22 protein-coding genes and 1 pseudogene are annotated in these 22,404 nt (G+C 66.2%); 14 read left to right on the top strand and 9 right to left on the bottom strand.

Translation table 11 applies throughout. From position 1 onward, the window contains the following. Nucleotides 1-15: 15 nt before the first annotated feature. Nucleotides 16-1,435: pseudogene (locus ACVIJ6_RS02145) on the bottom strand (M20 family metallopeptidase). A gap of 287 nt (nt 1,436-1,722) precedes the next feature. On the opposite strand from ACVIJ6_RS02145, the gene ACVIJ6_RS02140 reads away from it, so the two are divergent. Continuing rightward, entirely contained in the window at nt 1,723-1,968 is a 246-nt protein-coding gene (locus tag ACVIJ6_RS02140) for a hypothetical protein (RefSeq protein ID WP_456771274.1), read from the top strand. Nucleotides 1,969-1,974: 6 nt separating this feature from the next. On the opposite strand, the gene ACVIJ6_RS02135 is transcribed toward ACVIJ6_RS02140, so the two are convergent. Next, the gene (locus ACVIJ6_RS02135) at nt 1,975-2,163 is read right to left on the bottom strand and encodes a hypothetical protein (protein WP_012042301.1); all 189 of its coding nucleotides are present in this window, start codon (nt 2,161-2,163) and stop codon (nt 1,975-1,977) included. Nucleotides 2,164-2,214: 51 nt separating this feature from the next. Further along, nucleotides 2,215-2,370, bottom strand: a complete 156-nt coding sequence (locus tag ACVIJ6_RS02130) for a hypothetical protein (protein ID WP_456771273.1) — start codon at nt 2,368-2,370, stop codon at nt 2,215-2,217. 118 nt (nt 2,371-2,488) lie between these two features. Between ACVIJ6_RS02130 and ACVIJ6_RS02125 the strand changes: the two genes are divergently transcribed. The 6 genes from ACVIJ6_RS02125 (at nt 2,489) to ACVIJ6_RS02100 (ending at nt 8,059) form a co-directional block, all read left to right on the top strand. Next, complete coding sequence (locus tag ACVIJ6_RS02125) at nt 2,489-3,067, top strand: cytochrome c oxidase subunit 3 (protein ID WP_456771272.1); 579 nt, start codon at nt 2,489-2,491, stop codon at nt 3,065-3,067. A gap of 3 nt (nt 3,068-3,070) precedes the next feature. Next, on the top strand, nt 3,071-3,331 hold the full coding sequence (locus ACVIJ6_RS02120; RefSeq protein WP_456771271.1) for a cytochrome C oxidase subunit IV family protein: 261 nt from the start codon (nt 3,071-3,073) through the stop codon (nt 3,329-3,331). Between the two features lie 102 nt (nt 3,332-3,433). Further along, nucleotides 3,434-3,886 carry a c-type cytochrome gene (locus ACVIJ6_RS02115; protein ID WP_456771270.1) on the top strand — a complete coding sequence of 151 codons (453 nt, stop codon included), beginning with the start codon at nt 3,434-3,436 and terminating at the stop codon, nt 3,884-3,886. 37 nt (nt 3,887-3,923) lie between these two features. After that, nucleotides 3,924-5,270 (top strand): cbb3-type cytochrome c oxidase subunit I, encoded by a 1,347-nt coding sequence (locus ACVIJ6_RS02110; RefSeq protein ID WP_456771269.1) that lies wholly within the window; start codon nt 3,924-3,926, stop codon nt 5,268-5,270. A gap of 62 nt (nt 5,271-5,332) precedes the next feature. Beyond that, entirely contained in the window at nt 5,333-6,142 is an 810-nt protein-coding gene (locus ACVIJ6_RS02105; protein WP_456771268.1) for an AAA family ATPase, read from the top strand. A 3-nt stretch (nt 6,143-6,145) separates the two neighbouring features. Next, the gene (locus tag ACVIJ6_RS02100) at nt 6,146-8,059 is read left to right on the top strand and encodes a VWA domain-containing protein (protein ID WP_456771267.1); all 1,914 of its coding nucleotides are present in this window, start codon (nt 6,146-6,148) and stop codon (nt 8,057-8,059) included. 121 nt (nt 8,060-8,180) lie between these two features. Here ACVIJ6_RS02100 and ACVIJ6_RS02095 read toward each other — a convergent pair whose 3' ends face one another. Further along, nucleotides 8,181-8,615 (bottom strand): DUF2267 domain-containing protein, encoded by a 435-nt coding sequence (locus ACVIJ6_RS02095; RefSeq protein WP_456771266.1) that lies wholly within the window; start codon nt 8,613-8,615, stop codon nt 8,181-8,183. A gap of 514 nt (nt 8,616-9,129) precedes the next feature. Between ACVIJ6_RS02095 and ACVIJ6_RS02090 the strand changes: the two genes are divergently transcribed. Both ACVIJ6_RS02090 and ACVIJ6_RS02085 read left to right on the top strand, forming a co-directional pair. Next, on the top strand, nt 9,130-9,372 hold the full coding sequence (locus ACVIJ6_RS02090; protein ID WP_231327015.1) for a hypothetical protein: 243 nt from the start codon (nt 9,130-9,132) through the stop codon (nt 9,370-9,372). 351 nt (nt 9,373-9,723) lie between these two features. Beyond that, nucleotides 9,724-10,674: an N-carbamoyl-D-amino-acid hydrolase gene (locus tag ACVIJ6_RS02085; RefSeq protein WP_456771265.1), complete on the top strand. Its 951-nt coding sequence runs from the start codon at nt 9,724-9,726 to the stop codon at nt 10,672-10,674. Between the two features lie 112 nt (nt 10,675-10,786). Here ACVIJ6_RS02085 and upp read toward each other — a convergent pair whose 3' ends face one another. From upp to ACVIJ6_RS02070, 3 genes are all read right to left on the bottom strand, one after another. Next, the gene (gene upp, locus ACVIJ6_RS02080) at nt 10,787-11,416 is read right to left on the bottom strand and encodes a uracil phosphoribosyltransferase (protein ID WP_456771264.1); all 630 of its coding nucleotides are present in this window, start codon (nt 11,414-11,416) and stop codon (nt 10,787-10,789) included. 238 nt (nt 11,417-11,654) lie between these two features. Continuing rightward, entirely contained in the window at nt 11,655-12,878 is a 1,224-nt protein-coding gene (locus tag ACVIJ6_RS02075; protein WP_456771263.1) for a URC4/urg3 family protein, read from the bottom strand. A gap of 15 nt (nt 12,879-12,893) precedes the next feature. Beyond that, nucleotides 12,894-14,150, bottom strand: coding sequence for a GTP cyclohydrolase II (locus ACVIJ6_RS02070; RefSeq protein ID WP_456771262.1), 1,257 nt, complete (start codon nt 14,148-14,150; stop codon nt 12,894-12,896). Nucleotides 14,151-14,404: 254 nt separating this feature from the next. Between ACVIJ6_RS02070 and ACVIJ6_RS02065 the strand changes: the two genes are divergently transcribed. Then, on the top strand, nt 14,405-15,634 hold the full coding sequence (locus ACVIJ6_RS02065) for an amidohydrolase family protein (RefSeq protein WP_456776878.1): 1,230 nt from the start codon (nt 14,405-14,407) through the stop codon (nt 15,632-15,634). A gap of 133 nt (nt 15,635-15,767) precedes the next feature. Continuing rightward, nucleotides 15,768-16,694, top strand: coding sequence for an N-carbamoyl-D-amino-acid hydrolase (locus ACVIJ6_RS02060; protein ID WP_456771261.1), 927 nt, complete (start codon nt 15,768-15,770; stop codon nt 16,692-16,694). A 253-nt stretch (nt 16,695-16,947) separates the two neighbouring features. On the opposite strand, the gene ACVIJ6_RS02055 is transcribed toward ACVIJ6_RS02060, so the two are convergent. Continuing rightward, entirely contained in the window at nt 16,948-17,607 is a 660-nt protein-coding gene (locus ACVIJ6_RS02055; RefSeq protein WP_456771260.1) for an aspartate/glutamate racemase family protein, read from the bottom strand. Between the two features lie 129 nt (nt 17,608-17,736). Here ACVIJ6_RS02055 and hydA point away from each other — a divergent pair, with 129 nt between their 5' ends. From hydA to ACVIJ6_RS02040, 3 genes are all read left to right on the top strand, one after another. After that, nucleotides 17,737-19,206: a dihydropyrimidinase gene (hydA, locus tag ACVIJ6_RS02050; RefSeq protein WP_456771259.1), complete on the top strand. Its 1,470-nt coding sequence runs from the start codon at nt 17,737-17,739 to the stop codon at nt 19,204-19,206. A gap of 181 nt (nt 19,207-19,387) precedes the next feature. Continuing rightward, a complete protein-coding gene (locus ACVIJ6_RS02045; protein WP_456771258.1) occupies nt 19,388-20,359 on the top strand; it encodes an NAD-dependent epimerase/dehydratase family protein in 972 nt (323 codons plus the stop codon). Nucleotide 20,360: 1 nt separating this feature from the next. Next, nucleotides 20,361-21,122 carry an SDR family oxidoreductase gene (locus ACVIJ6_RS02040; RefSeq protein WP_456771257.1) on the top strand — a complete coding sequence of 254 codons (762 nt, stop codon included), beginning with the start codon at nt 20,361-20,363 and terminating at the stop codon, nt 21,120-21,122. Between the two features lie 188 nt (nt 21,123-21,310). On the opposite strand, the gene ACVIJ6_RS02035 is transcribed toward ACVIJ6_RS02040, so the two are convergent. Beyond that, nucleotides 21,311-22,204, bottom strand: coding sequence for a LysR family transcriptional regulator (locus ACVIJ6_RS02035; protein WP_456771256.1), 894 nt, complete (start codon nt 22,202-22,204; stop codon nt 21,311-21,313). Nucleotides 22,205-22,404: the final 200 nt, after the last annotated feature.

The following is a 22,404-nucleotide window of genomic DNA, read 5'->3' as shown; positions in this document are numbered from 1 at the left end:
CCCCCAGTGATCGTCTCAGGCCACCGACATCGTCAGCGGCGGTTCCACATCGGCCGGCAGCGGGCTGACATAGGGCGTGCGCAACGTCCGCCTTGTTCAGGTCGGCCTTGGCGGCCGCGATCAAGGCCGGCTCGTTGAGGGCCTTGATGCCCAGACCCGCCATCGCCTTGGCGGCCTGCACCATCGCCTTGTGGGCGGCCGGTGACTTGCCCTGGGCGACGACCTGCCAGGTGTGGAACGGCGTCCCGATGGCCACCGTCGGCGCGTGAACCTGGACCGTCGGCACGACCCAGCTGACGTCCCCGACGTCGGTCGAGCCGATCTGCGGATTGCGCTTGGTGTTCAACGGCACCAGGAAATCGGCCAGCGGCTTGTCGGTCGGCTCCATGCCGATGCTGTAGTAGACGGACTCGATGTCCTTGTCGGTCAGCGTCGCCTGGATCTGACCGGCGAAGTCCCGGTCGTTCGCGTCGAAATGCGGCGGCCCGAGTTCCTCCATGATCCCGTAAAGAGCTTCCTCGAGCGGCGTGTTGGGCAGGATGTTTGACACCGCCGAGATGATCTTCATCTCGACCTTGGTCTCGGTCATCATCGCCGCGCCTTGCGCGATCTTGTGCACGCGCTCCACCAGCTCGTTCATGCCGGGCAGGTCGCGGGCGCGGATCGAGTAGCGGACCCGCGCATGGGCCTGAACGACGTTCGGCGCGATGCCGCCAGTATCGAGCAGCGCGTAGTGCACGCGGGCGTCGCTCGGCATGTGCTCCCGCATGTAGTTGACGCCGACATTCATCAGCTCGACGGCATCGAGCGCGCTGCGGCCGAGATGCGGCGACGCCGCGGCATGTGACGTGCGGCCGGTGAAGATGAAATCGGCGCGGGTGTTGGCGAGCGACGGCGTCATCACCACTTCCCAGAAGCTCGACGGATGCCAGGTGATGGCGATGTCGGCGTCCTCGAACGCCCCCGAGCGCACCATGAAGGCTTTCGCCGCGCCGCCTTCCTCCGCGGGGCAGCCGTAATAGCGCACCCGGCCCGGCACCTTGTTGGCCGCAAGCCAATCCTTGACCGCGGTGGCCGCGAGCAGGGCCGCCGAGCCCAGCAGATTGTGGCCGCAGCCGTGGCCATGACCGCCGGTTTCGACCGGCCGATGCTCGGCGACGCCGGCTTCCTGGCTCAGGCCGGGCAGGGCGTCATATTCGCCCATGAAGGCGATGACCGGGCCGCCTTCGCCCCATTCACCCATCAGCGCCGTCGGGATGCCTCCGACCTTTTCGGTGATGCGAAAACCCTGATGCTTCAGCTCGGCGAGATGTTCGGCGCAGGAGCGGGCCTCGGTGTAGCAGACTTCGGGCATGCCCCACACCCTGTCGCTGAGTTCGATGAAACGGGTCTTGATTGCGTCGACGCCGCGCCAGATCTCGCTGCGGTTGTCCATCTCGGGTCTTCGTCCTCTGCTGCCGTCGGAAGCGCTATCGATATCAGCTAAGTTCCCCGACGCCTAGCGACCCCCGGCGGGAGCAGCCATGCGGCGCGCTTGACGCTGCGTGCGAGCGCGCCGTCCTTGAGCAGATCCTGCTGCGGCTGGGTGCAATGCGGCGCTTTCCCGAGCGCAGACTGAGAGATGATGTTCTCGCATTTCGGAACTGGCCCGTGCGCCGTTACCGCAATGTCCAGGAACGACCGCCGGCCCGTTCCGTTTTCGGTGCCAGGAGCGCCGTCGTCATGCGTGCAGCACCGATCACGATCATCGTCGCGTTGCTGCTGATTCTCGCAGCCGCACTTGCTTATGCCTATCCCGGATTGACGGCGCCCGGCGATCCGATGCCCACCGAAGGCTGGATTGCGCTGATACTCGGAGTGGTCGTCTCCCTGATCGTCGGCGTCGGATTGATGGCGCTGCTGTTCTACAGCAGCCGCAAGGGCTACGATGATCCGTCGCAATTTCCGCCTGGCGATCGTCCCGAATGAGTCTGCTCAGACCGGCCGCGGCGGATGCTGGGTTCGCGGATGACGGTCGTGCAGAAGCTTCGCGAGCTGGTGCCGCAGATCGTCGCGACCGCGCATCGCTGTCTCGAACAAGGCCTCCTGGATGTCACGCGGCATATCTCCCCACACGCTGATCGCGGCGTTGCCGAGCAGCTCTGCGAACCGGTTATCGTCCATGCGGCACCTCCGGACGATCTGACGTCCGAGAGCGACAAAGGTTCCAGCCGGCTATTGCGTGGTGAACAGCACCACCGCAATCGCGACCGAGGCGGCGACGGCGAACGCCGCCGCCGTGGTTGACAGCACGCCCATGCGTCGCAGCGCCACGGCGAACACGATGATGATCGGCGTGGCCGTGACGAGGCCGAGCTGTGCTTCGGTCATGGGATCTGCTCCTGATGGTGCTGACCCCTAGCGCAAACCGCTGGCGCCTTGTTTGTGCGGCGACAAAGAGCGGTCCTGCGGTCGCGACTAGCTTTCCACCATCCAGGCGGAGAGGGCGATGTCCGCGGTCACATGCGAACCGGACGATGAGGAACGTGGGGACGTGTTCGACGGCCTGCCCGGCGATCCCATGATGTGGGTTCTGATCCTCAGCGAACTCGTTGCCTTCGGCCTGCTGCTTGGCGGCTTTGTCGTTGCGCGTGCGATCAATCCGGCCGTGTTCTCGGCCGGGCAATCGATGCTCGACGGGCACCTCGCTGCATTGAACACGATCGTGCTGGTCACCAGCGGCTGGGCGGCGGCCCGCGCTGCTGCCGCGGCGCGCGACGCATCCTCGGCGGCCGCGCGGCGCTGGATTGCGCTGGCCATGCTGCTCGGCGCCGCGTTCATCGCCGTCAAGCTGACCGAGTATGGCGGCGAGATCGCGGCCGGGGCCGGCCTGGAGACCTCGCCTTTCTTCACGCTCTACTTCCTGCTCACAGGGTTCCATCTGCTGCACGTGGCGCTCGGCATCGTCATCCTCGCGATCGTCGGCCGTCATGCCACCGCGAGCGGCGTCGAGACCGGGACGGCGTTCTGGCACATGGTCGATCTCGTCTGGATCGTGATGTTTCCGATCGTCTATCTGGTGGGCTGAGCCATGATTCGCGATCGTCTCAATGTCGCATGGCTCCAGCTGCTGGCCCTCGCCGTCGCCACGCTCGCAGCCGCGCTGCTGCCGAGCCGGTGGCTGATCGATGCGGTCGTCCTCTCGCTTGCGATGGCCAAGGGCAGGGTGATCGTGCGCGATTTTCTCGGCCTCCGTCACGCGCCTGCGCTCTGGCGCGGCCTGCTCACGACATGGCTCGCGGGCCTCGCCGTGTTCGCGGGGCTTGCGGTCGCGCTCCGCGCGATGGTCTGAGCGGCCATCGCCGCGTTCCTTGCGCCCCGACAAAGAGCCATCGGGCACAATCGATAGACTGATCTCACATCATCAACCTTCACCACACGGAAAGGACGTGTCATGGCGGAACGCCTGACCAAGTCGGCCGCGCGGAACGTCTTCTATGGCGGTTCGGCCTTCTTCTTTGCGATCTTCCTCGGGCTGACCGCGCACAGCCACTACTACATGGTCACGACCTCGACCAAGGCGTCGACGCTCTCCGACGGCGTCGCGCGCGGCAAGCATGTCTGGGAGCGGAACTCCTGCATCAACTGCCACACCCTGCTCGGCGAGGGCGCCTATTTCGCACCGGAGGTCGGCAATGTCTGGGACCGCTGGGGCGGCAGAGAGGACCCCGCCGCGGCCCGCGAGATGCTGAAATCCTGGATGCAGTCGCAGCCCTCGGGCGCGCCGGGCCGGCGGCAGATGCCGCAGTTCAACCTGACCGACCAGGAGCTGAACGACCTCGCTGACTTCCTGCAATGGGCCGACACGATCAAGCGCCAGGACTGGCCGCCGAACAAGGCCGGCTGAGCCCGCATCCCGTCCTACATCATGAGAGAGATCCTCGATGAGATATGAGACCCAGAAGGTCGCGATGCTGTATTTCTACGGCGCGCTGACGCTCTTCCTCGCCCAGGTCCTGTTCGGCCTGCTCGCCGGCACTATCTACGTGCTGCCGAACACGCTGTCGGTCCTGCTGCCCTTCAACATCGTGCGCATGATCCACACCAACGCGCTGATCGTATGGTCGCTGATCGGCTTCATGGGCGCGACCTATTTCCTGCTGCCCGAGGAGACCGAGACCGAGCTCTATAGTCCGTTGCTCGCCAAGATCCAGTTCTGGATTTTCTTCGGCGCAGCCGGCGCCGCCGTGGTCGGCTATCTCTTCCATTATCATGAAGGCCGCGAGTTCCTCGAGCAGCCCTTCATCATCAAGGTCGGCATCGTCGTGGTCTGCCTGATGTTCCTGTTCAACGTCACGATGACGGCGCTGAAGGGCCGCAAGACCACGGTGACCAATATCCTGCTGTTCGGCCTATGGGGCGTGGCGATCTTCTTCCTGTTCGCCTTCTATAACCCGGCCAATCTCGCCGTCGACAAGATGTACTGGTGGTACATCGTCCACCTCTGGGTCGAGGGCGTCTGGGAGCTGATCATGGCCTCGATCCTGGCCTTCCTGATGATCAAGCTCAACGGCATTGACCGCGAGGTGGTCGAGAAGTGGCTGTACGTCATCATCGGCCTCGCGCTGTTCTCCGGCATCCTCGGCACCGGTCATCATTTCTACTGGATCGGCGCCCCCGGTTACTGGCAGTGGATCGGCTCGCTGTTCTCCACCCTCGAGGTCGCGCCGTTCTTCACCATGGTGATCTTCACCGTGCAGATGACCCTGAAGGCCGGCCGTAGGCACCCGAACCGTGCGGCGTTGTTGTGGTCCGTCGGCTGCTCGGTCATGGCGTTCCTTGGCGCCGGCGTGTGGGGCTTTCTGCACACGCTGTCCTCTGTCAACTACTACACCCACGGCACCCAGGTCACCGCGGCGCATGGCCATCTCGCCTTCTTCGGCGCCTATGTGATGCTCAACCTCGCGGTGATGGCCTATGCCGTGCCGCAGCTGCGCCAGCGTGCGCCGTACAACCAGTGGCTCTCGATCGCGAGCTTCTGGATCATGTGCACCGCGATGCTGGTCATGACCTTCGCGCTGACCTTCGCCGGCATCCTCCAGGTGCATCTGCAGCGCGTGCTGGGCCAGAGCTACATGGACGTGCAGGATCAGCTCGCGATGTTCTACTGGGTTCGGCTCGGCTCCGGCGTGTTCGTCGCGATTTCGGCGCTGATGTTCGTCTGGGCCGTGCTGGTGCCCGGGCGCGCCAAGCAGGCCGTTATCCCCGGCGCGCTGCAGCCCGCGGAGTGAATGCTGGCGGGCGGCGGCCTCGGTGCCGCCGCCGCCATCCACCAGACCTTCGGAGAGTGATCATGAAAGCCGCGCTGCACGCGATCGACACCGTTCCCTCGTTTCCCTTGTACACGCCGACCGGGAATGAATGCGCGCTGTTCGAGCATGCGTTCCGCCATCGCCTGCCGGTGCTGCTGAAGGGGCCGACGGGCTGCGGCAAGACGCGCTTCGTCGCCCACATGGCCGCGCGGCTCGGCCTGCCGCTGCACACGGTGGCCTGTCACGACGATCTCACCGCCGCCGATCTCACCGGGCGCTACCTGCTGAAGGGTGGCGACACGGTGTGGACCGATGGGCCGCTGACCCGCGCGGTGCGCGAGGGCGGCATCTGCTATCTCGACGAGGTGGTCGAGGCGCGCAAGGACGTCACCGTCGTGCTGCATCCTCTGACCGACGACCGCCGCATTCTCCCCTTGGAGCGCACCGGCGAGGAGCTGACTGCGCCTGACGGTTTCATGCTCGTGGTGTCCTACAATCCCGGCTACCAGTCGCTGCACAAGGCGCTGAAGCCGTCGACCCGGCAGCGATTCATCGCCATAGAGTTCGACTTCCTGCCCGCCGAGCAGGAGACTGCGGTGGTCGCCGCCGAAAGCGGCCTGTCGGCGGAGCGCGTGCGGCCGCTGGTCGCGCTGGCGCATCGGCTGCGGGCGCTGCAGGGCCATGATCTGGAGGAGGGCGTCTCGACGCGGCTGCTCGTCTATTGCGCGACGCTGTTCGCGGCCGGCACGCCGATCGCGGACGCCGTCCTCGCCGCGATGATCGAGCCGCTTACCGATGATGCCGACGTCAAAGCAGGCCTGCGCGAGGTCGCGCACGCCTTGATCGGGTGAGCCATGCTCGATGTCCTCGAACTGGAGGAGACCGTCGGCCGCGCCTGGCATCGCCTCGTCGGCACGACGTCGAGCTATCCGGTCCATCCGGATCATGCGGTGGCCCTGACCGAGGTCAGCGGCCGCATCGCAGTGATGTTCCGTGCGCTGGGCGGCGAGAGCGGTGTTCAGATCGCGGGCGCCAAAGCGCGCAAATCAGGCCACCGTCTCGGCTGGCGTCAGCGCATCGGTCTCGGCGACGAGTGCCTTGACCAGGCGGGGCGCGATGGCGCCACGATCTTCCTGCCCGAGCGCATCGCGCTGCTGCCGGACCGCGCCCTCAATGCGCAGCTCTATCACTGGCTCGCGGCGTGGTTTGCGACCATGCCGGCCGCCCCGATCGCGGAAACTGACCCGCTGCGGCGCGATCTGCTGGTGCTGCGCCGTGCCCGCGAGACGACCGCCCTGGTGCTGGCCTGCTTCCCGGGGCTTGCGCGCTCCCATGCGACGCTTGCCGAGGCGTTGGCCGCGGCCCGGCCGCGGCGGCCGCTGCCGCGGCTCGAGCGGCAGGTCGAACACATGGCCATGGCGCTGCTCGGCGGCGGCGCGCCGCTGCAGGGCGCGCTGTGGAACGCCGTGATCGCCGATGGCGAGCTGCCGGACACCGCGCCGCCCGGCTATCGGCCGCTGCTGCCATGCCCGTTGTGGGGCGATTGCTGGAGCCGGGCGGCGGTCGCCGCCGGGCGCGATGACGAGGAGACGCAAGCGCCGGGAGAGCAGGCTGGCGCGCCCGATACCCGCAAGCGCTTCGCGCGGCGTGAGCGCGAGGAGGCGCCGCGCCGCGATCCGTTCATCCTCAACCGCTTCGAGAAGATCCTTGCGATGGCGGAGATGGTGAATGTCGATCGTCCCTCGGACGACACCGATGATGACGATGCGCGCAAGGCGGCTGACGATCTCGACGAGCTCGCGATCTCCAGGCGCAAGGGGCGGCCGGCGAGCAAGCTGAAATTCGATCTCGATCTGCCCCCCGAGGCGGTCGACGCGGCGCGGCTCGACGGCGGCCGGCTCTATCCCGAATGGAACTATCGCAGCGGTGCCTATCTGCCCGATCATTGCCGGGTCGTCACGGGCGATGCTGCTGAGACCGGCGACACCTGGACGCCGGATGCGGCGATGCGCCGGCGGATCCGCAGCGTGCGCCGCAAATTCGAGACGCTGCGGCCGCGCCATGAGGTGATGCGTGCGCAGACCGACGGCCACGATCTCGACATCGACGCGCTGGTGCGTGCGCGCAGCGACCTCAATGCCGGGCATGGTGCGCTCGACCGCGTCCATCTCGCGATGCGGCCGCTCGCGCATGATCTCGCGGTGACCCTGCTGGTCGATGTCTCCCTATCGACTGACGCGTGGGTTGACGGCGTGCGCGTGCTCGACGTCGAGAAGGAGGCGCTGTTGGTGCTCGCGCATGGGCTGTCGGCCTGTGGCGACAGTCATAGCATCCTCACCTTCACGTCACGGCGCAATTCCTGGGTCCGCCTCGAGACCGTGAAAGCGTTCGGCGAGCCGATGAGCGGGCAGGTCGAGCGACGCATCGGCGCGCTCCGGCCAGGCTACTATACGCGGATCGGCACGGCCGTGCGTCACGCTGCGCGCGAGCTGGCGGATCGTCCGGAGCGCAAGCGCCTGCTGCTGGTGCTGACCGATGGCAAGCCGAACGATGTCGATCATTATGAGGGACGGTTCGCGATCGAGGATACGCGCAAGGCGGTGCAGGAGGCGCGGCGCGCCGGCGTCGCCGTGTTCGGCGTGACCATCGATGCGTCGGCGCAATCCTACTTTCCGACGCTGTTCGGCCGCGGCGGCTATGCCATCGTCGGCAATATTCGCTGGCTGCCCGCCGCGCTGCCGGCGCTGTATCGGCAGCTGGCGCATTGAGGGCAGGTGGGAGCCCGGCCTGTGCAAGCCTATGCAGGCAGTCCGGGCCTCATGGGGTGAGGGGCGCCGAACAGCGGCGCTCCTCAGCACGAGGGTGGAGATTGTGGCCGCAGGCCGGCGCTCATGTCGCCGGCTCGCGCAGGTTCCGCAACGGCACCGGCAGATGTCCCATCAGCTTGTCGAACTCGCCGGGGTCGAGCTTCTCCCAGAGGATCTCGAAGATGCCGCGCGCGGCCGTGAGCGGATCGACCGGGAATTGCGGCGGCAGCTGTTGAAAGATGCTGTCGACAAACTCCTCGAGGTGTCGGTCTTTGGTCGGCGTGGCCGCGTGGTGCCAGCCCTCGTAGTAGATGCCGCGGATGAGCAGCGGCAACTGGGCACCCAGGTTCACCGCGGTCGCCAACGGTACGCGATCGCGCAGCACATGCAGCACCGCGCGCAACGCGTTGTAGGCTTGCTGCCGGCTCGCAATCCCGAGCCTTTGCTCGATCGCCTTGAGCCAGATATTGGTTTCCTGGACGGTATGGTCCAGCGCTTTGACGCCGATCTCACTCATCTCAGTCTCCGTGACAGCTGTCTCCGATCGTCCGCAAGGCAACGAACGAGGCCGCAGCAATGCTCGAGTCGATTGGACACGCGTCGAGTAGGCGCGTCTCCTGTCGCGGAATATTGATCTGCATCAACGCCAGTGTGGAATGCGCGATCGCGGGGTAAACGGACAGTCAATGACCAAGACGTGCGTTCACGCTGGCGAAGCCGCCGTCGTCATCCCGCTGCAGGGATACCGGCGGCAGCGGAGATCGTGGGTCGTCACAGGCATCGTGCCAGGATTCGCTCGGGTTCGGCAACGGGGGGCCGGGCCACGCTGATTCGAACGGAGATTGGAAACGACATCCTCAAGTGATTGTGCGGTGTCAGTGCGCTGTCAGGTTGAACCGTAATCGTCCTGCTTGTGCAGAACGCGTCTTCGCTTGCCCGTCGCGACAGACTCACCTTACATCGGAGTCGCACGAGGCGGAGAGATCGCGCACTCGGCAGTCCCTCAACTCACCAATCGACGTCGGCTCGCAATGCTCAAGTCTGCCCAAGAGAAGTCTGTTCACAACAAGCCTGCTCAAGACAAGTCCGGCAAAGACCTGCCGCTGACCGGCTACGCCGTCGTGGTCGATGGTCAGATCAAGACCGAGTTCAAGACCAAGGAGGGAGCCCATAACGGGGCGCATGATCTCAAGCGTCGGTTCCCGATGTTGCAGATCAAGGTGTACGACGCTGAGACCAAGCAGACGCACGATATCGAGCTGGCGCGGGCGTAATGGTCTGTTCGACTGACTTTGGTGGTTGAGATCATTGCCGCGGATCCGGGTCTACTGAGAAGCATATCCGATCGAGCTGTCCGCCGGCCTGCAAGCAGGCTGGCGAGAGCGGCGGCATCGTCAGCGGTTTCGGGAGAGCTCAAAATCGAAGCCCATCGAGATCAGGCCGCGCAGTTGAACGGCGAGCGATGGGTCGCAGCATCCATAATCTCAGGTTATGGCTTCGAACAAAATATCATAGCCAAAGCCTGCTGGGCAGATTGCAAATCCATCCCCGGTTTCGCTTAATAGCCTCCGTTTCGATGCGCATCTCGCTGATCGCGGAGCCGGGCGCATAGACCGGAGGCCATGATGAGTCGTAGTTTTCGCGCCGCCGCCGCCCAGATGGGGCCGACTCAGCGGGCTGACAGCCGCGCGCACACGCTGTCGCGAATCATCGCGCTGCTCGATCAGGCCGCTGGCGAAGGCGCAAAGCTCGTGGTCTTTCCCGAGCTCGCCTTCACGACGTTCTTTCCGCGCTGGATTCTCGAGGGCGACGCGCTCGATCAATATTTTGAGCGCAGCATGCCCAACCCATCCGTCGCGGCGCTGTTCGATCGCGCGCGCACGCTCGGGATTGGCTTCTATGTCGGCTATGCCGAGCTGACGCCGGATGGGCGGCGCTTCAACAGCTCAATTCTGGTTGACCCCGACGGGGAGATCATCAGCAAGTACCGCAAGGTGCACCTGCCGGGCTCCGTCGAGCCGCGCGCGGATGCTAAATATCAGCAGCTCGAGAAGCGCTATTTCGGCTATGGCGATCTCGGCTTCCCGGCGGTGCGCGCCGGCAGCGACTGGGGCGGCGCCATCCTGGGCATGATGATCTGCAACGACCGGCGCTGGCCGGAATCCTGGCGCGTGCTCGGGCTGCAGGGCGTCGAACTCGTCTGCGTCGGCTACAATTCGGCGGCCTATGATCCCAATGGTGGCAACACCGAGGATGCGTCGCTGCGCACCTTCCACTCTACGCTGGTGGCGCAAGCCAATGCCTATATGAACGCGACCTGGGCGATCGCGGTGGCCAAGGCCGGTGACGAGGACGGCAGCGGCCTGATCGGCGGCTCCTGCATCGTCGACCCCAATGGCTGCATCGTGGCGCAAGCCAAGACGCTCGGCGACGAGGTCATCGTCGCCGACATCGATCTCGATTTGTGCCGGCAGGGCAAGGACAAGATGTTCAATTTCGCCGCACACCGCCGGCCGGATCAGTACAAGGTCATCACCGAGCGCGTCGGCGTGGTCGAGCCGGTGGCGGTGGAGTAGCGATATCGATGAAGGACCGTTTCCGGATCGGCCATCACGGATCCCGCTGCGCGGTCGTCATGATGCGAGAGCCAAGCATCGCGAATGAGGAGATGCACACGCGCAGACAGCCTTACCTTGTCCCGTAGGCGCGGTCGCCGGCGTCGCCGAGGCCGGGGACGATGAAGGCGTCGTCGTCGAGGCTGTCGTCGATCGCCGCCGTCCACAGCGCGACGTCGGGATGCAGGCCGCGGACGCGCTCGACGCCTTCGGGCGCGGCGATCATGCAGACCATGCGGATGTCCTTGGCGCCGCGCTCCTTGAGCCGGTCGACCGCGGCGACCGCGGTGTTGCCGGTCGCCAGCACCGGCGTCACCACGACGGCGAGGCGTTCCTGGAGGTCGGACGGCGCCTTGAAGAAATATTCGACAGCCGTGAAGGTCTGCGGCTCGCGGTAGAGGCCGATATGGGCCACGCGCGCGGTCGGCACCAGATCGAGCATGCCGTCGACGAAGGTGACGCCGGCGCGCAGCACCGGCACGAACACCAGCTTCTTGCCGGCGATCTTGGCCGACTGCATCCGCGCCAGCGGCGTCTCGACCTCGACCTCGGTCAGCGGCAGATCGCGCGTGACCTCGTAGCAGAGGAGCATGCCGATCTCCTTGAGGAGCTCGCGGAACGACTTGGTTGAGATCGACTTGTCGCGGATCAGGGTCAGCTTGTGCTGCACCAGCGGATGATCGACGACCGTGACGCCTTCCATGGCTTTCTCCTCCGAAGCGTAGGGTGGGCACAGGCACGAAGCGCCGCGCCCGCCTCATACCAGCTCAGCGTGGAATGGTGGGCACGCGGCGTTTGCCCACACGACGAGCAGCTGATCAGTTTCGTCATTGCGAGGAGCGAAGCGACGAAGCAATCCAGACTTCCCTTATTGGCCTTGGATTGCTTCGCTGCGCTCGCAATGACGGAGTCCGTTAGCACGCGAGCTTCCCTCGTATGTCTTAAAACACGGTGCCGTCGCTGACGATGGTCAGGGGCGGGGAGCCGTCGGGGCGGAGGGCGAAGGCGAGCTTGCGGCCGGCGGCCCAGCTGCCGCCTTCGAGGATGCGCGCCAGCGGCAGCTGTTCAGGCGTCTGCCCGGTGCGCTGGCGGATCAGTTCGGCCAGCCGGTCGAGCAGGGCGACGGTCAGCGCGCGCCATTCCACGACCAATGGGGAGCCGACCTCGTGTGCGCGCGCGGCATCGGCGGGATCGCGCAAGCTTAGCACGCCGCCATCGACGAACAGGCCGCCATTGCGGTATTCGGCGAGGCCGGTCAGGCCGTCGATCTCAGACACCGCAAAGCCGGCGCGCTGCAGCGGTTCGATCAGCGAATAGCTCAGCCATTGCGACAGTTTGTGCAGCGGGACGAGACCGGTGGTGGCATCGTCGGTGACAACAGAATCATGCCGCCAGCAATCGCCGAGCGCAATGCCCTGCAGCGTGAGGCGTGATGGCCAGATCGGGCCGAGCTGTAGCAGGACCTGCTGTAGGATATCGGCCGCTTCAATGCGGGCGTTCGCGGCGCCAGCGGCGAGCTGATCGAACAGGCCGCCGGGACGCGGGCTGTCCTTCGCACCGAAGATCTCCGGCTTCGCCGCCACAACCTCGCCCAGCCGGCGCAGCAGCGCGCCGCGGCCCTCCAGCCCGACCAGCGGATTGTCAGGCCCGACCTGAAAGCCGCGTTCGAGATCACCAATGGTGAGTTGCTGCAGCTTGGCCGCATCGGCGCGCAATGGATTGGGCGCGTCGGCGGAGAAAGCTCCGCTCGCGAACATGTCGAGGCTCGCCAGCGCCAGCCCCTCGGAGCGGGCGATCTGAGTGCCGGTCACCGCATCCTGATAGCGCCAGGCGGCGCCAGCGCCGGCGTCGAGCAGTACGCTGGTGATGGCGAGATCGAACTCGGCGCGCGCGCGTGCGGCGGCGTCCGGCCAGCTCACTCTGCCGGCAATGTCGATCCAGCGATCGACGCCGCCGACCACGAAGTGCCGCCAGCGCGAATGAAATGGCACCGCGCCGCCGGGATAGGCCTTGCCGGTCACGTCCAGTACGAGATCGGCGATCGTATCGAGCTTGCCGAGATCGATCCGGAAATGCGGCAGCTTGTCCGCAAGGCCGAGTGCAAGCAGCTGATGCGCCCGCTCGCGCACGGCTCGGGCGGACAGGAGGTAAGACATTTCAGTCATGATCTGCCGTGACGCTCAGTACTTCTCGAGCGGACGGCCGACCGTGTCGCCGAGCTCTTGAGGCTTCTGCGGCTCGAGCGAGAAATAGCCGGCAGCCTTCTTGGCCGCGATCTCGACATGTGCGTCGGCCGGGATCAGTTCGTCCGGGATCGGCACGCGCTCGACGATGTCGACGCCCTGGCCTGTCAGCGCATCATGCTTCATGTCGCTCATCGAGATGAAGCGGTCGATGCGCGTGATGCCGAGCCAGTGGATCACGTCGGGCATCAGCTGCTGGAAGCGGGCGTCCTGCACGCCGGCGACGCATTCGGTGCGTTCGAAATAGGCCGCCGCGGCGTCGCCGTCCTCCTGGCGCTTGCGCGCATTGTAGACCAGGAACTTCGTCACCTCGCCGAGCGCGCGGCCTTCCTTGCGATTATAGACGATGATGCCGAGCCCGCCGTTCTGTCCCGCCGCCACGCACTCCTCGATGCCGTGGATCAGATAGGGGCGGCAGGTGCAGATGTCGGAACCGAACACGTCCGAGCCGTTGCATTCGTCATGCACGCGACATGTGATCTTGGTGCGGCTGTCATTCAGCTTGGTGACATCGCCGAACAGATAAACGGTGGTGCCGCCGATCGGCGGCAGGAACACCTGCAGGTCCGGACGTGTCACCAACTCCGGATACATGCCGCCGGTCTGCTCGAACAGGCCGCGGCGCAGATTGGTCTCGCTGGTGCCGAAGCGCGCGGCGACGCCGGGCAGGTACCACACCGGGTCGATCGCGATCTTGACCACCGACACGCTGCCATTGGCATGCACGACATTGCCATCATGGACGAGGCGCTTGGCGGCGAGCGCGGCATGCAGCTCCGGCAGCTCGATCCGCGCCTTGGTCACCGCGATGGTCGGCCGGATATCGACGCCTTCGGCGATCTCGCCGCCGAAATTCTCGGCCACCAGATGGCCCCACGGGTCGAGGGCGACGATCTTGGCCGGATCGCGCCACTGCCCGAACGGGCCGATCGTGGCGGCGGGATGGGTGTTGGTGAGATCGGGACGGCGGATCGGATCCAGCGCGCCGGATGATACCGCGAGCGCGCGGTAGACCGTGTAGGAGCCGCCATGGCTGCCGATCACGTTGCGGTCCTGAGGCCGCGACACCGTGCCGATGATCGGCCCGCGCTCGCGCGCGCTTGCAGCGCCCCATTGCAGCGGGAAATGATGCTTGGCGCCTGGCACCGGGTGCGAGGTCAGGCGAATGTGATCCGTGCGGTTGGAGCGAGTCATCGGACGGCCACCCCCAAAACAGCAACGGCCCGCCTTGACGACGGGCCTGAGCACAACGAGTTCACGTTTTCCATGCACCAATATAGCAGTTTTTCCACAGCAAACAAGTGGTCCAAGGCCGCCTCCTATTTGTAAACGAATGGTGACGAAGCGGCTGGCGTTGCAGCGTGGTTCGCCACCCTGGCATGGCGCTTGCCTTTTGGGTGCGGGGCCGCCAGCTTGGCGCGCAGGGATTCCTCGACGGCAAAGGCGGCATGGACCTGATCATTCGCAACGCGGTGCTGGCGCAGCAAAGCGAGCTACGCCGCGCCGATATCGGAATTTCCAAAGGCCGCATCGCGGCGATCGCGCCGTCGCTGCCGGCCGGCGGCGCGGAGCGCGACGCCGAGAATTGCCTCGTCGTGCCCGGCTTGATCGAGACGCACATCCATCTCGACAAGACTTGCATCCTCGACCGCTGCACGATCCGGGAAGGCACCGTGGCGGAGGCGGTGCGCGAGACCGCGGCCGCCAAGCGCAATTTCACCGCCGAGGATGTCTATGCCCGTGCGAAGCAGACCGTGGAGCGTTGCGTCAGCCACGGCACGATGCGCATGCGTACCCATGTCGAGCTCGATCCTGGCATCGGCTTCGTTGCGTTCGAGGCGATCCAGCAGCTGGCGCGCGACTATGCCTGGGCGCTCGATCTGGAGATCTGCGTCTTCCCGCAGGAGGGGCTGACGAACTATCCGGGCACCGAGGAGCTGCTCATCGAAGGCCTGCGCCGCGGTGCGCGCACCATCGGTGCCGCGCCCTATTTCGACAGCGACCCGCCGGCGCAGATCGACCGCATCTTCGCCATCGCGCGCGACTTCGATGTCGACATCGACATGCATCTCGATCTCGCCGAGACGCTCGATCACATGCAGATCGAATATGTCTGCCGCAAGACCGAGGACTATGGCTGGGGCGGCCGCGTCGCTGTCGGCCATGTCACGCAGCTGTCACTGCTGCCGCCCGAGCGCTTCAACGCCATCGCGACCCAGCTCGCCAGGGCCGGCGTCGCGGTGACGGTGCTGCCCTCGACCGATCTGCACCTGATGGGGCGGCGGCACGATCACGCGATCCCACGCGGCGTGGTGCCGCTGGAGCCGTTGCGCGAGCGCGGCGTGACCTGCTCGCTGTCGACCAACAATGTGCTGAACCCGTTCACGCCCTATGGCGACGGCTCGCTGATCCGCATGGCCAATCTCTACGCCAATGTCTGTCATGTGTCGCGTCCCGATCATCTCGCCGGCTGCCTCGACATGGTGACGCATGATGCGGCGAAATTGATGCGGCTCGGCGATTACGGCATCGCCGTCGGCGCGCCGGCCGATCTCGTCTGCATCGATGCGCGCGATCCGACCGAGGCGGTGGCGACCCTGGCGCAGCCGCTGTGGGGCCTCAAGCGCGGTCGGCCGTCGTTCTCGCGCACGCGGCCCGTGCTGCATCGGCCGGGGTGAGGCGGACCGTTCTCAGATGAAGCTCTTTCAACGCGTCATTGCGAGCGAAGCTAAGCAATCCAGGGCCGCGCAAGGACTCTGGATTGCTTCGCTTCGCTCGCAACGACGGCGTGTCTAACGCCGGAGACTTACCATGCGCGTCTTCAACATCGCTGCAGCCCAGATGGGACCGATCCAGCGGGCCGAAAGCCGCGAGGTGGTCGTCGCGCGCATGATTGCGCTGATGGATGAGGCCAAGCGCAATGGCGCCGATCTCATCGTTTATCCCGAGCTGGCGCTGACGACGTTCTTTCCGCGCTGGTACATGGAGGACCAGGCCGAGGTCGACAGCTGGTTCGAGCTGACGATGCCGAATGCGGCGGTGCAGCCGCTGTTCGATCGCGCCGCGCGGCACGAGATGGCGATGTATCTCGGCTATGCCGAGCTGACACCGGATGGGCATCACTACAACACGGCTGTTCTCACTGACCGCACCAGCAAGATCGTCGGCAAGTACCGCAAGGTGCATCTGCCGGGTCATGAAGAGTTCGAGGTCGCGCGTAGCCACCAGCATCTCGAGAAGCGCTATTTCGAGCCCGGTGATCTCGGCTTTCCGGTCTGGCGCAATCTCGGCGGCATCATCGGCATGGCGATCTGCAACGACCGCCGCTGGCCGGAGACCTATCGGGTGATGGGCCTGCAGGACGTCGAGCTGGTGCTGATCGGCTACAACACGCCGTCGGTGAACTCATTGAAATCGGCCGAGGGACTGCAGCAGCGGCTGTTCCACAATCGGCTCTCCGCGCAGGCCGGTGCGTATCAGAATTCGTGCTGGGTGGTGGCGGTGGCCAAGGCCGGCGTCGAGGACGGCCATCATTTGATCGGCGGCAGCCTGATCGTCAATCCCGATGGCGAGATCGTGGCGGAGGCGGCGACCGAGGGCGACGAGGTGCTGGTCGTGCCGTGCGATCTCGATGCCACGCGCTTTGGCAAGGAGACGATCTTCGATTTCGCGCGGCATCGCCGGGTGGAGCATTATGGGCTGATCACCAGCAGGACGGGGGCGGTGCCGCCGGAGTGAGGCGTGAGATTGGGGCGGACTAAGCTGCTAGCGCGCGTTGTCAGGCACGAGCGGCGCTACAAAAACGGTGTCGTCCCGGCGAACGCCGGGACCCATACCGCGGAAGCTATCGAGGAACGGAACCGGCAGTTGCCTGTCTCAGCACGGCCGGTGGTTATGGGTCCCGGCTCAAGGCCGGGACGACAGCGGAGTGTGAGGTGGGCAGCTGGGTAGATCCGTGCAGGGGTGATCGCGAGACGCAGCCAGATATCACTCACCCCGCAAACGCCACCGCGCCCAGCGCCATCGTCACCGCGGCCTGGGTCGGATCGATCACCGGAATGCCCAGCGCATCCTCCAGATTTTTGCGATGCCGCGCCATGCCGGCGCAACCCATGACGATGGCGCCGGCGCCGTCCTCGTCTCTCAACGCGCGACCGACCGCGATCATCTTCGCCAAGGTGCCTTCGCCCGAGGCCGTCTCCGCGACTGTCATATCCAGCGGCCGCTCGGCGGCGAGGCGGTCCATCAGTCCCATCTGGCGGAGATAGCGGATGTGGCGGCGGATCGAGCGCTGCGCGATGGCGAGCACGCCGAAGGTGTCGGCGCGGGTCAGCGCGGTGAGCACGCCGCATTCGGCGATGCCGAGCACCGGCCGCGTCGTCGCTTCGCGGCAGACATGCAGGCCGGGATCGCTGTAGCAGGCGATGACGAAGGCGCTCGACGCATTGTCGCCCTCGACGAAGCGCCGCAGCGGCAGGGTGACGCTGTCGGCATCTTTCTGGCTCTCGATGCCGTAAGGTCCTTCCGTCAAGGTCTCGCAGACGATCTCTGGACCCTCCGCGAACATCAGCGGCTGCAGCGCAGCGGCGAGACCGTCGGTGACCACCTGGTTGGAGTTCGGGTTGATCACGGTGATGCGCGGGCGGGACATGGGAGCTACCTGCTTCTTCAGTGTTGACGGCGCGTGACAGGCAACCACTATGCCACGGTTGACGCAATGGGGCCGATGCGGCTGCCTCGCGTTCACGGCGTTCCATCTGGCAGAACTGAGGAGATCGCGATGACCGAGCCGGCCTATGACCTGATCATCCGGGGAGGGCGCGTCGCCACCACCACCGACACGTTCGAGGCCGACGTCGCCATATCAGGCGAGACCATCGCCGCGATCGGCCGCGGGCTGGGGCCCGCGAAGCGCGAGATCGACGCGCGCGGCAAATATGTGCTGCCCGGCGGCGTCGACAGCCATTGTCATATCGAGCAGCTCTCGGCCGCCGGTATCGTCAATGCCGACACGTTCGAGAGCGCGACCACCTCGGCGGCGTTCGGCGGCACCACGAGCGTGATCTCCTTCGCCGCGCAGCATGTCGGTATGCAGTTGCCGCAGGTGGTCGAGGAGTATCACGCGCTGGCGCGCAAGGGCGCCGTCATCGACTACGCGTTCCACATGATCGTCGCCGATCCCACCAAGGAGACCTTGGAGCGCGACCTACCGGCGCTGATCCGCCAGGGCCACGGTTCGATCAAGATCTTCATGACCTATGACCGGCTCAAGATCGATGACGAGCCTCTGCTCGACATTCTCGTCGCCGCGCGCGAGGGCGGCGCGATGCTGTGCGCGCACGCCGAGAACCACGGCATCATCTCCTGGATGGTGAAGCGGCTGCTCGCGCGCGGCTACACTGCACCGAAATACCACGCCATCAGCCATGCCCGCTTCTCCGAAGCCGAAGCGTTCAATCGCCTGATCGGCATGGCGGCGCTGGTCGATCAGCCGATCATGATCTTCCACGTCTCGACCGCCGAAGGCGCCAAGGTGATCCGCGATGCGCGCGGGCAGGGGCTGAAAGTGTTTGCCGAAACCTGTCCGCAATATCTGTTCATGACGGCTGACGATCTCGACAAGCCGGGCATCGAGGGCGCGAAATGGATGTGCAGCCCGCCGCCGCGCCGTGCGCCGGATCAGGAGGCGCTGTGGCAAGCGCTGTCGCTCGGCGATCTACAGACGATCTCCTCCGACCACGCGCCCTATCGCTTCGACGAGACCGGCAAACTGCGCGCTGGTCCCAATCCCAACTTCAAGCAGATCGCCAATGGCCTCCCCGGCCTGGAGCTGCGGCTGCCGCTGTTGTTCGACGCGATGGTGTCGAAGGGCCGGCTCGGGCTCAACAAGTTCGTCGAGCTGACCGCGACGGCGCCCGCCAAGGTCTACAATCTGCATCCGAAGAAGGGCGCGATCGCGATCGGCGCCGACGCCGATATCGCGCTGTGGGATCCGGACAGGCGCGTGACGATCAGCGACGCTGCCATGCACGATCTCGCTGGTTACACGCCGTTCGCCGGGCGTAGCGTGCAGGGCTGGCCGGTGACCGTGCTGTCGCGCGGCCGCGTCATCGTCGATGGCGGCAGGCTGTCGGCGCAGCCCGGCTCCGGCCAGTTCCTGGCCCGTAGCGGCGGCGAGGCGGCGAAGCCCACCGGGCGGCTGGTGCCGGACATGGATCCCGAGCAGAATTTCGGGGCGAAGCTGCTGTGAGCTGGCGAGCCTCCGTCGACCGATGGCCTCGTGCTTCGAGACGGGCGCTTCACGCCTTCCTCAGCATGAGGAGCGACAGCGAGGCTCGCGGCGCGCGAGCTGTTTTTCCTCATGGTGAGGAGGCTGCGTCAGCAGCCGTCTCGAACCATGAGGCCTCCAGAGGTTCGGATCGGAGTGTCTCATGCATGTCCTGATCTTCGGCGGCGCCGGCTTCGTCGGGCTCAACATCGCGCAGGGGCTGCTCGAGCGCGGCCACGCCGTCACCATCTTCGATGCGGCGCCTCTGCCGAATGCTGCGCAGCGCGCCTTTGCTGGTCACGGTGATCGGCTGCACGTGATCACGGGCGATGTCACTGACGAGCGCGCCGTTGCTTCTGCCATTGTCGGCGGCGGCGATGCCGCCGTGATGGGCGCGGCGATCACCGCCGGACCCGAGCGCGATGCGGCGGACCCCGAGCGCATCCTCGCGGTCAACCTGCTGGCGCAGGTGCCGATCCTGCAGGCGGCACGGAGCAGCGGCGTGCGCCGCGTGATCAACCTCTCCTCGGCGGCGTCCTACGGTGCGAGCGGCCAGCGCTTCGCCGTGCTGGAGGAGACGACGCCGTGCGAGCCGGTGTCGCTCTATGCGATCACGAAATTCGCCTCCGAGCGCGTCGCGGCGCGGGTAAGCGATCTGTGGCAGACCGACGTGATCAGCGTGCGCCTATCGGCGGTGTTCGGCCCGTTCGAACGTGGCGGCGGCGTGCGCGACACGCCATCGCCCCAGGCGCTGATCGCGGCCTGCTGCGCGCACAACGAAGCGGCGCTGCTGAGCGAGCCCGGTGAGAAGGACTGGGTCTACGCCGTCGATGTCGCCGACGCGGTCTGCCTGCTGCTCGAAGCCGACAAGCCGCAGCATCGGCTGTACAACATCTCCAATGCGGCGACCTTCACGGCGGAAGCGTGGGGACGCTGCTTCGCGCAAGGCCGCCCCGGCTTCGTCTGCCGCCTCGCCGTGCAGGAGGAGATACCGACCGTGCCGGTGTTTGCGCCGAACCGCGGCCGGCTGTCGACGACGCGGCTCGCGGACGAATTCGGCTGGCGCGCGCGTTTCGACTGCGCAGGCTCCGCCGCGCATTTTGGCCGCTGGTTCGATCAGTATGGGAGAGACTGAGATGAGGCTCGCAGACAAGGTCGCGGTTATCACCGGTGGCGGCTCGGGCATCGGCCGCGCCAGCGCCGTGATGTTCGCACGCGAGGGCGCGTCGGTGGCGCTGGTCGATCGCGATGTCAAGGGGGCCGAGGAAACGCTGGCGCTGGTGCGCGGCGCAGGCGGTGGTGGCAGCGTCCATCTCGGCGATGTCGGCGATGCCGACTTCGCCAGGGCGACCATCGAGAGCGTGGCCGGCGCGCGGGGGCGGCTCGATGTGCTGATGACCGCGGCCGGCTTCTCCTGCGGCGGTACCGTCGTCACCACCGATCCTGCCGATTGGGACGCGGTGTTCCGCGCCAATGTCGGCGGCACCTGGCTGTGGGCGAAGGTCGCGGTGCCGATCATGCAAGTCCAGAAGTCTGGCTCGATCATCACCGTGGCGTCGCAGCTCGCAGTCGCCGGCGGAAAGGGCAACAGCGCCTATATCGCCGCCAAGGGCGCGATCATCAGCCTCACCCGCACGATGGCGGTGGACTTCGCCACCGACGGCATCCGCGTCAACGCGCTGGCGCCGGGTGCGATCGACACCCCGCTGCTGCGCCGGAGCTTCGCCCGTCATGCCGATCCCGACCCCGTGCGCGAAGCCTCGCGCCAGCGCCACGCCATGAAGCGTTTTGGTGAAGCCGACGAGGTCGCCGCCGCCGCGCTGTTCCTGGCCAGCGACGAGGCATCGTTCACCACCGGCATCGTGCTGCCGGTCGATGGCGGCTGGCTGGCGGCTTAGGGATCGGGTGATTGAGCCGCGCTATCGCCGCGACGGCAGTCGGCTCACTCTCCCCGCAAGCGGGGCGAGGTGAGGACTGAGCGAGCCTCGCGTTTGTGCTCATCAGCGGCACTGAGGTCGGTTGACCCCTGCTCAACGAGCGAGCTGGGTTCGTTGGCCGTGTCGACCGTATAACAATGCCCAGCAGCTCAGCGTTTCGCCGTCGCCTTCCGATCACGTCCCCGCAAGATATCAGCCAGCGCCGCAGCGTTGCGCGACAGCGGCTCGAAGCGTGGCGTCAGCAGATAGGCGCGCATCGGGATCTTCGGCGCGAGGGGACGGGCGGCGAGGTCGGGCCAGGCGCGGTCGCGCAGTACGAATTCGTCGACCACCGCAAGGCCCGCTCCGGCGCGGACCATGGCGCAGGCGTCGGGCGTGTAGCGCACGATGGTCGTCGGCTCCGGGCCGCCCGCCAGAGCGGACGTGACGATGTGGCCATAGGGCGTCTGCGGGCCGAAGCCGACCAGCGGGTAGGGCAGCATGTCCTTGGGCCGGATGCTGCGCAGCTTCGCCAGCGCATGATCCGCTGGCATGATCACGTGCAGCGCGCCCTCGGCGATCGTTTCCACCGCGACCGTCGGCTCGTCGACCGGCAGCACGGTGATGCCGAGATCGGCGCGCGCGGTGCCGACGCGGCTGACAATCTCCAGCAGCGTCAACGATTCGAACTCGACACGCAGATCGGGAAACCGGCTGCGCAGCCGCGCCAGCGCCTCCGGCACCATGCTGTGGCCCGCGCTCGGGCTGGCGACGACGCGGATCGTGCCGGTGCCGCCGGCGCGCAGCTCATCGGCGAGATCGTTGATGCGCGCGACGCCGCGATGGATGTGCTCGACCTCGGCGAACAGCCGTTTGGCCTCCGGCGTCGGCTGCACCCGGCCGCTGATGCGCTCGAACAGCTTCAGCTTGAGGCCATCCTCGGTATAAGCCAGCAGCCGGCTGATCGCCGGCTGCGACACCGACAACAGCCGCGCGGCGCCGCTGATCGAGCCTGATATCATGATGGCGCGGAACACTTCGATCTGACGCAGATTGAGCGGCATGCGACCTCTTGTCTCGCTGCGGACAGCAACGGACTTTAGCCGCGACGGCGATCCCATAACAAGCTGTTATGGGCGGCGGACAAATCGGTATGGTCGGCTGCAGGCGTGCTTTGCTAAGCTTCGCGCGCCGAGTGACATGACTGATGGAGAGAGCGTGAGCGACAGCGGGCGTGTCGATCGCGATTGCGCGTGTTTCATCC

Source organism: Bradyrhizobium sp. USDA 4369 (assembly GCF_054056435.1).
Note: the sequence above shows the minus strand (reverse complement) of the source record. Positions and strands in the feature narration are given on the sequence as shown.

Bases quoted from the DNA above. Each gene is read 5' to 3' on its own strand.
- ACVIJ6_RS02140 (WP_456771274.1), top strand. From the start codon at position 1,723: ATGCGTGCAGCACCGATCACGATCATCGTCGCGTTGCTGCTGATTCTC.
- ACVIJ6_RS02135 (WP_012042301.1), bottom strand. From the start codon at position 2,163: ATGGACGATAACCGGTTCGCAGAGCTGCTCGGCAACGCCGCGATCAGC.
- ACVIJ6_RS02130 (WP_456771273.1), bottom strand. From the start codon at position 2,370: ATGACCGAAGCACAGCTCGGCCTCGTCACGGCCACGCCGATCATCATC.
- ACVIJ6_RS02125 (WP_456771272.1), top strand. From the start codon at position 2,489: ATGTCCGCGGTCACATGCGAACCGGACGATGAGGAACGTGGGGACGTG.
- ACVIJ6_RS02120 (WP_456771271.1), top strand. From the start codon at position 3,071: ATGATTCGCGATCGTCTCAATGTCGCATGGCTCCAGCTGCTGGCCCTC.
- ACVIJ6_RS02115 (WP_456771270.1), top strand. From the start codon at position 3,434: ATGGCGGAACGCCTGACCAAGTCGGCCGCGCGGAACGTCTTCTATGGC.
- ACVIJ6_RS02110 (WP_456771269.1), top strand. From the start codon at position 3,924: ATGAGATATGAGACCCAGAAGGTCGCGATGCTGTATTTCTACGGCGCG.
- ACVIJ6_RS02105 (WP_456771268.1), top strand. From the start codon at position 5,333: ATGAAAGCCGCGCTGCACGCGATCGACACCGTTCCCTCGTTTCCCTTG.
- ACVIJ6_RS02100 (WP_456771267.1), top strand. From the start codon at position 6,146: ATGCTCGATGTCCTCGAACTGGAGGAGACCGTCGGCCGCGCCTGGCAT.
- ACVIJ6_RS02095 (WP_456771266.1), bottom strand. From the start codon at position 8,615: ATGAGTGAGATCGGCGTCAAAGCGCTGGACCATACCGTCCAGGAAACC.
- ACVIJ6_RS02090 (WP_231327015.1), top strand. From the start codon at position 9,130: ATGCTCAAGTCTGCCCAAGAGAAGTCTGTTCACAACAAGCCTGCTCAA.
- ACVIJ6_RS02085 (WP_456771265.1), top strand. From the start codon at position 9,724: ATGAGTCGTAGTTTTCGCGCCGCCGCCGCCCAGATGGGGCCGACTCAG.
- upp (WP_456771264.1), bottom strand. From the start codon at position 11,416: ATGGAAGGCGTCACGGTCGTCGATCATCCGCTGGTGCAGCACAAGCTG.
- ACVIJ6_RS02075 (WP_456771263.1), bottom strand. From the start codon at position 12,878: ATGACTGAAATGTCTTACCTCCTGTCCGCCCGAGCCGTGCGCGAGCGG.
- ACVIJ6_RS02070 (WP_456771262.1), bottom strand. From the start codon at position 14,150: ATGACTCGCTCCAACCGCACGGATCACATTCGCCTGACCTCGCACCCG.
- ACVIJ6_RS02065 (WP_456776878.1), top strand. From the start codon at position 14,405: ATGGACCTGATCATTCGCAACGCGGTGCTGGCGCAGCAAAGCGAGCTA.
- ACVIJ6_RS02060 (WP_456771261.1), top strand. From the start codon at position 15,768: ATGCGCGTCTTCAACATCGCTGCAGCCCAGATGGGACCGATCCAGCGG.
- ACVIJ6_RS02055 (WP_456771260.1), bottom strand. From the start codon at position 17,607: ATGTCCCGCCCGCGCATCACCGTGATCAACCCGAACTCCAACCAGGTG.
- hydA (WP_456771259.1), top strand. From the start codon at position 17,737: ATGACCGAGCCGGCCTATGACCTGATCATCCGGGGAGGGCGCGTCGCC.
- ACVIJ6_RS02045 (WP_456771258.1), top strand. From the start codon at position 19,388: ATGCATGTCCTGATCTTCGGCGGCGCCGGCTTCGTCGGGCTCAACATC.
- ACVIJ6_RS02040 (WP_456771257.1), top strand. From the start codon at position 20,361: ATGAGGCTCGCAGACAAGGTCGCGGTTATCACCGGTGGCGGCTCGGGC.
- ACVIJ6_RS02035 (WP_456771256.1), bottom strand. From the start codon at position 22,204: ATGCCGCTCAATCTGCGTCAGATCGAAGTGTTCCGCGCCATCATGATA.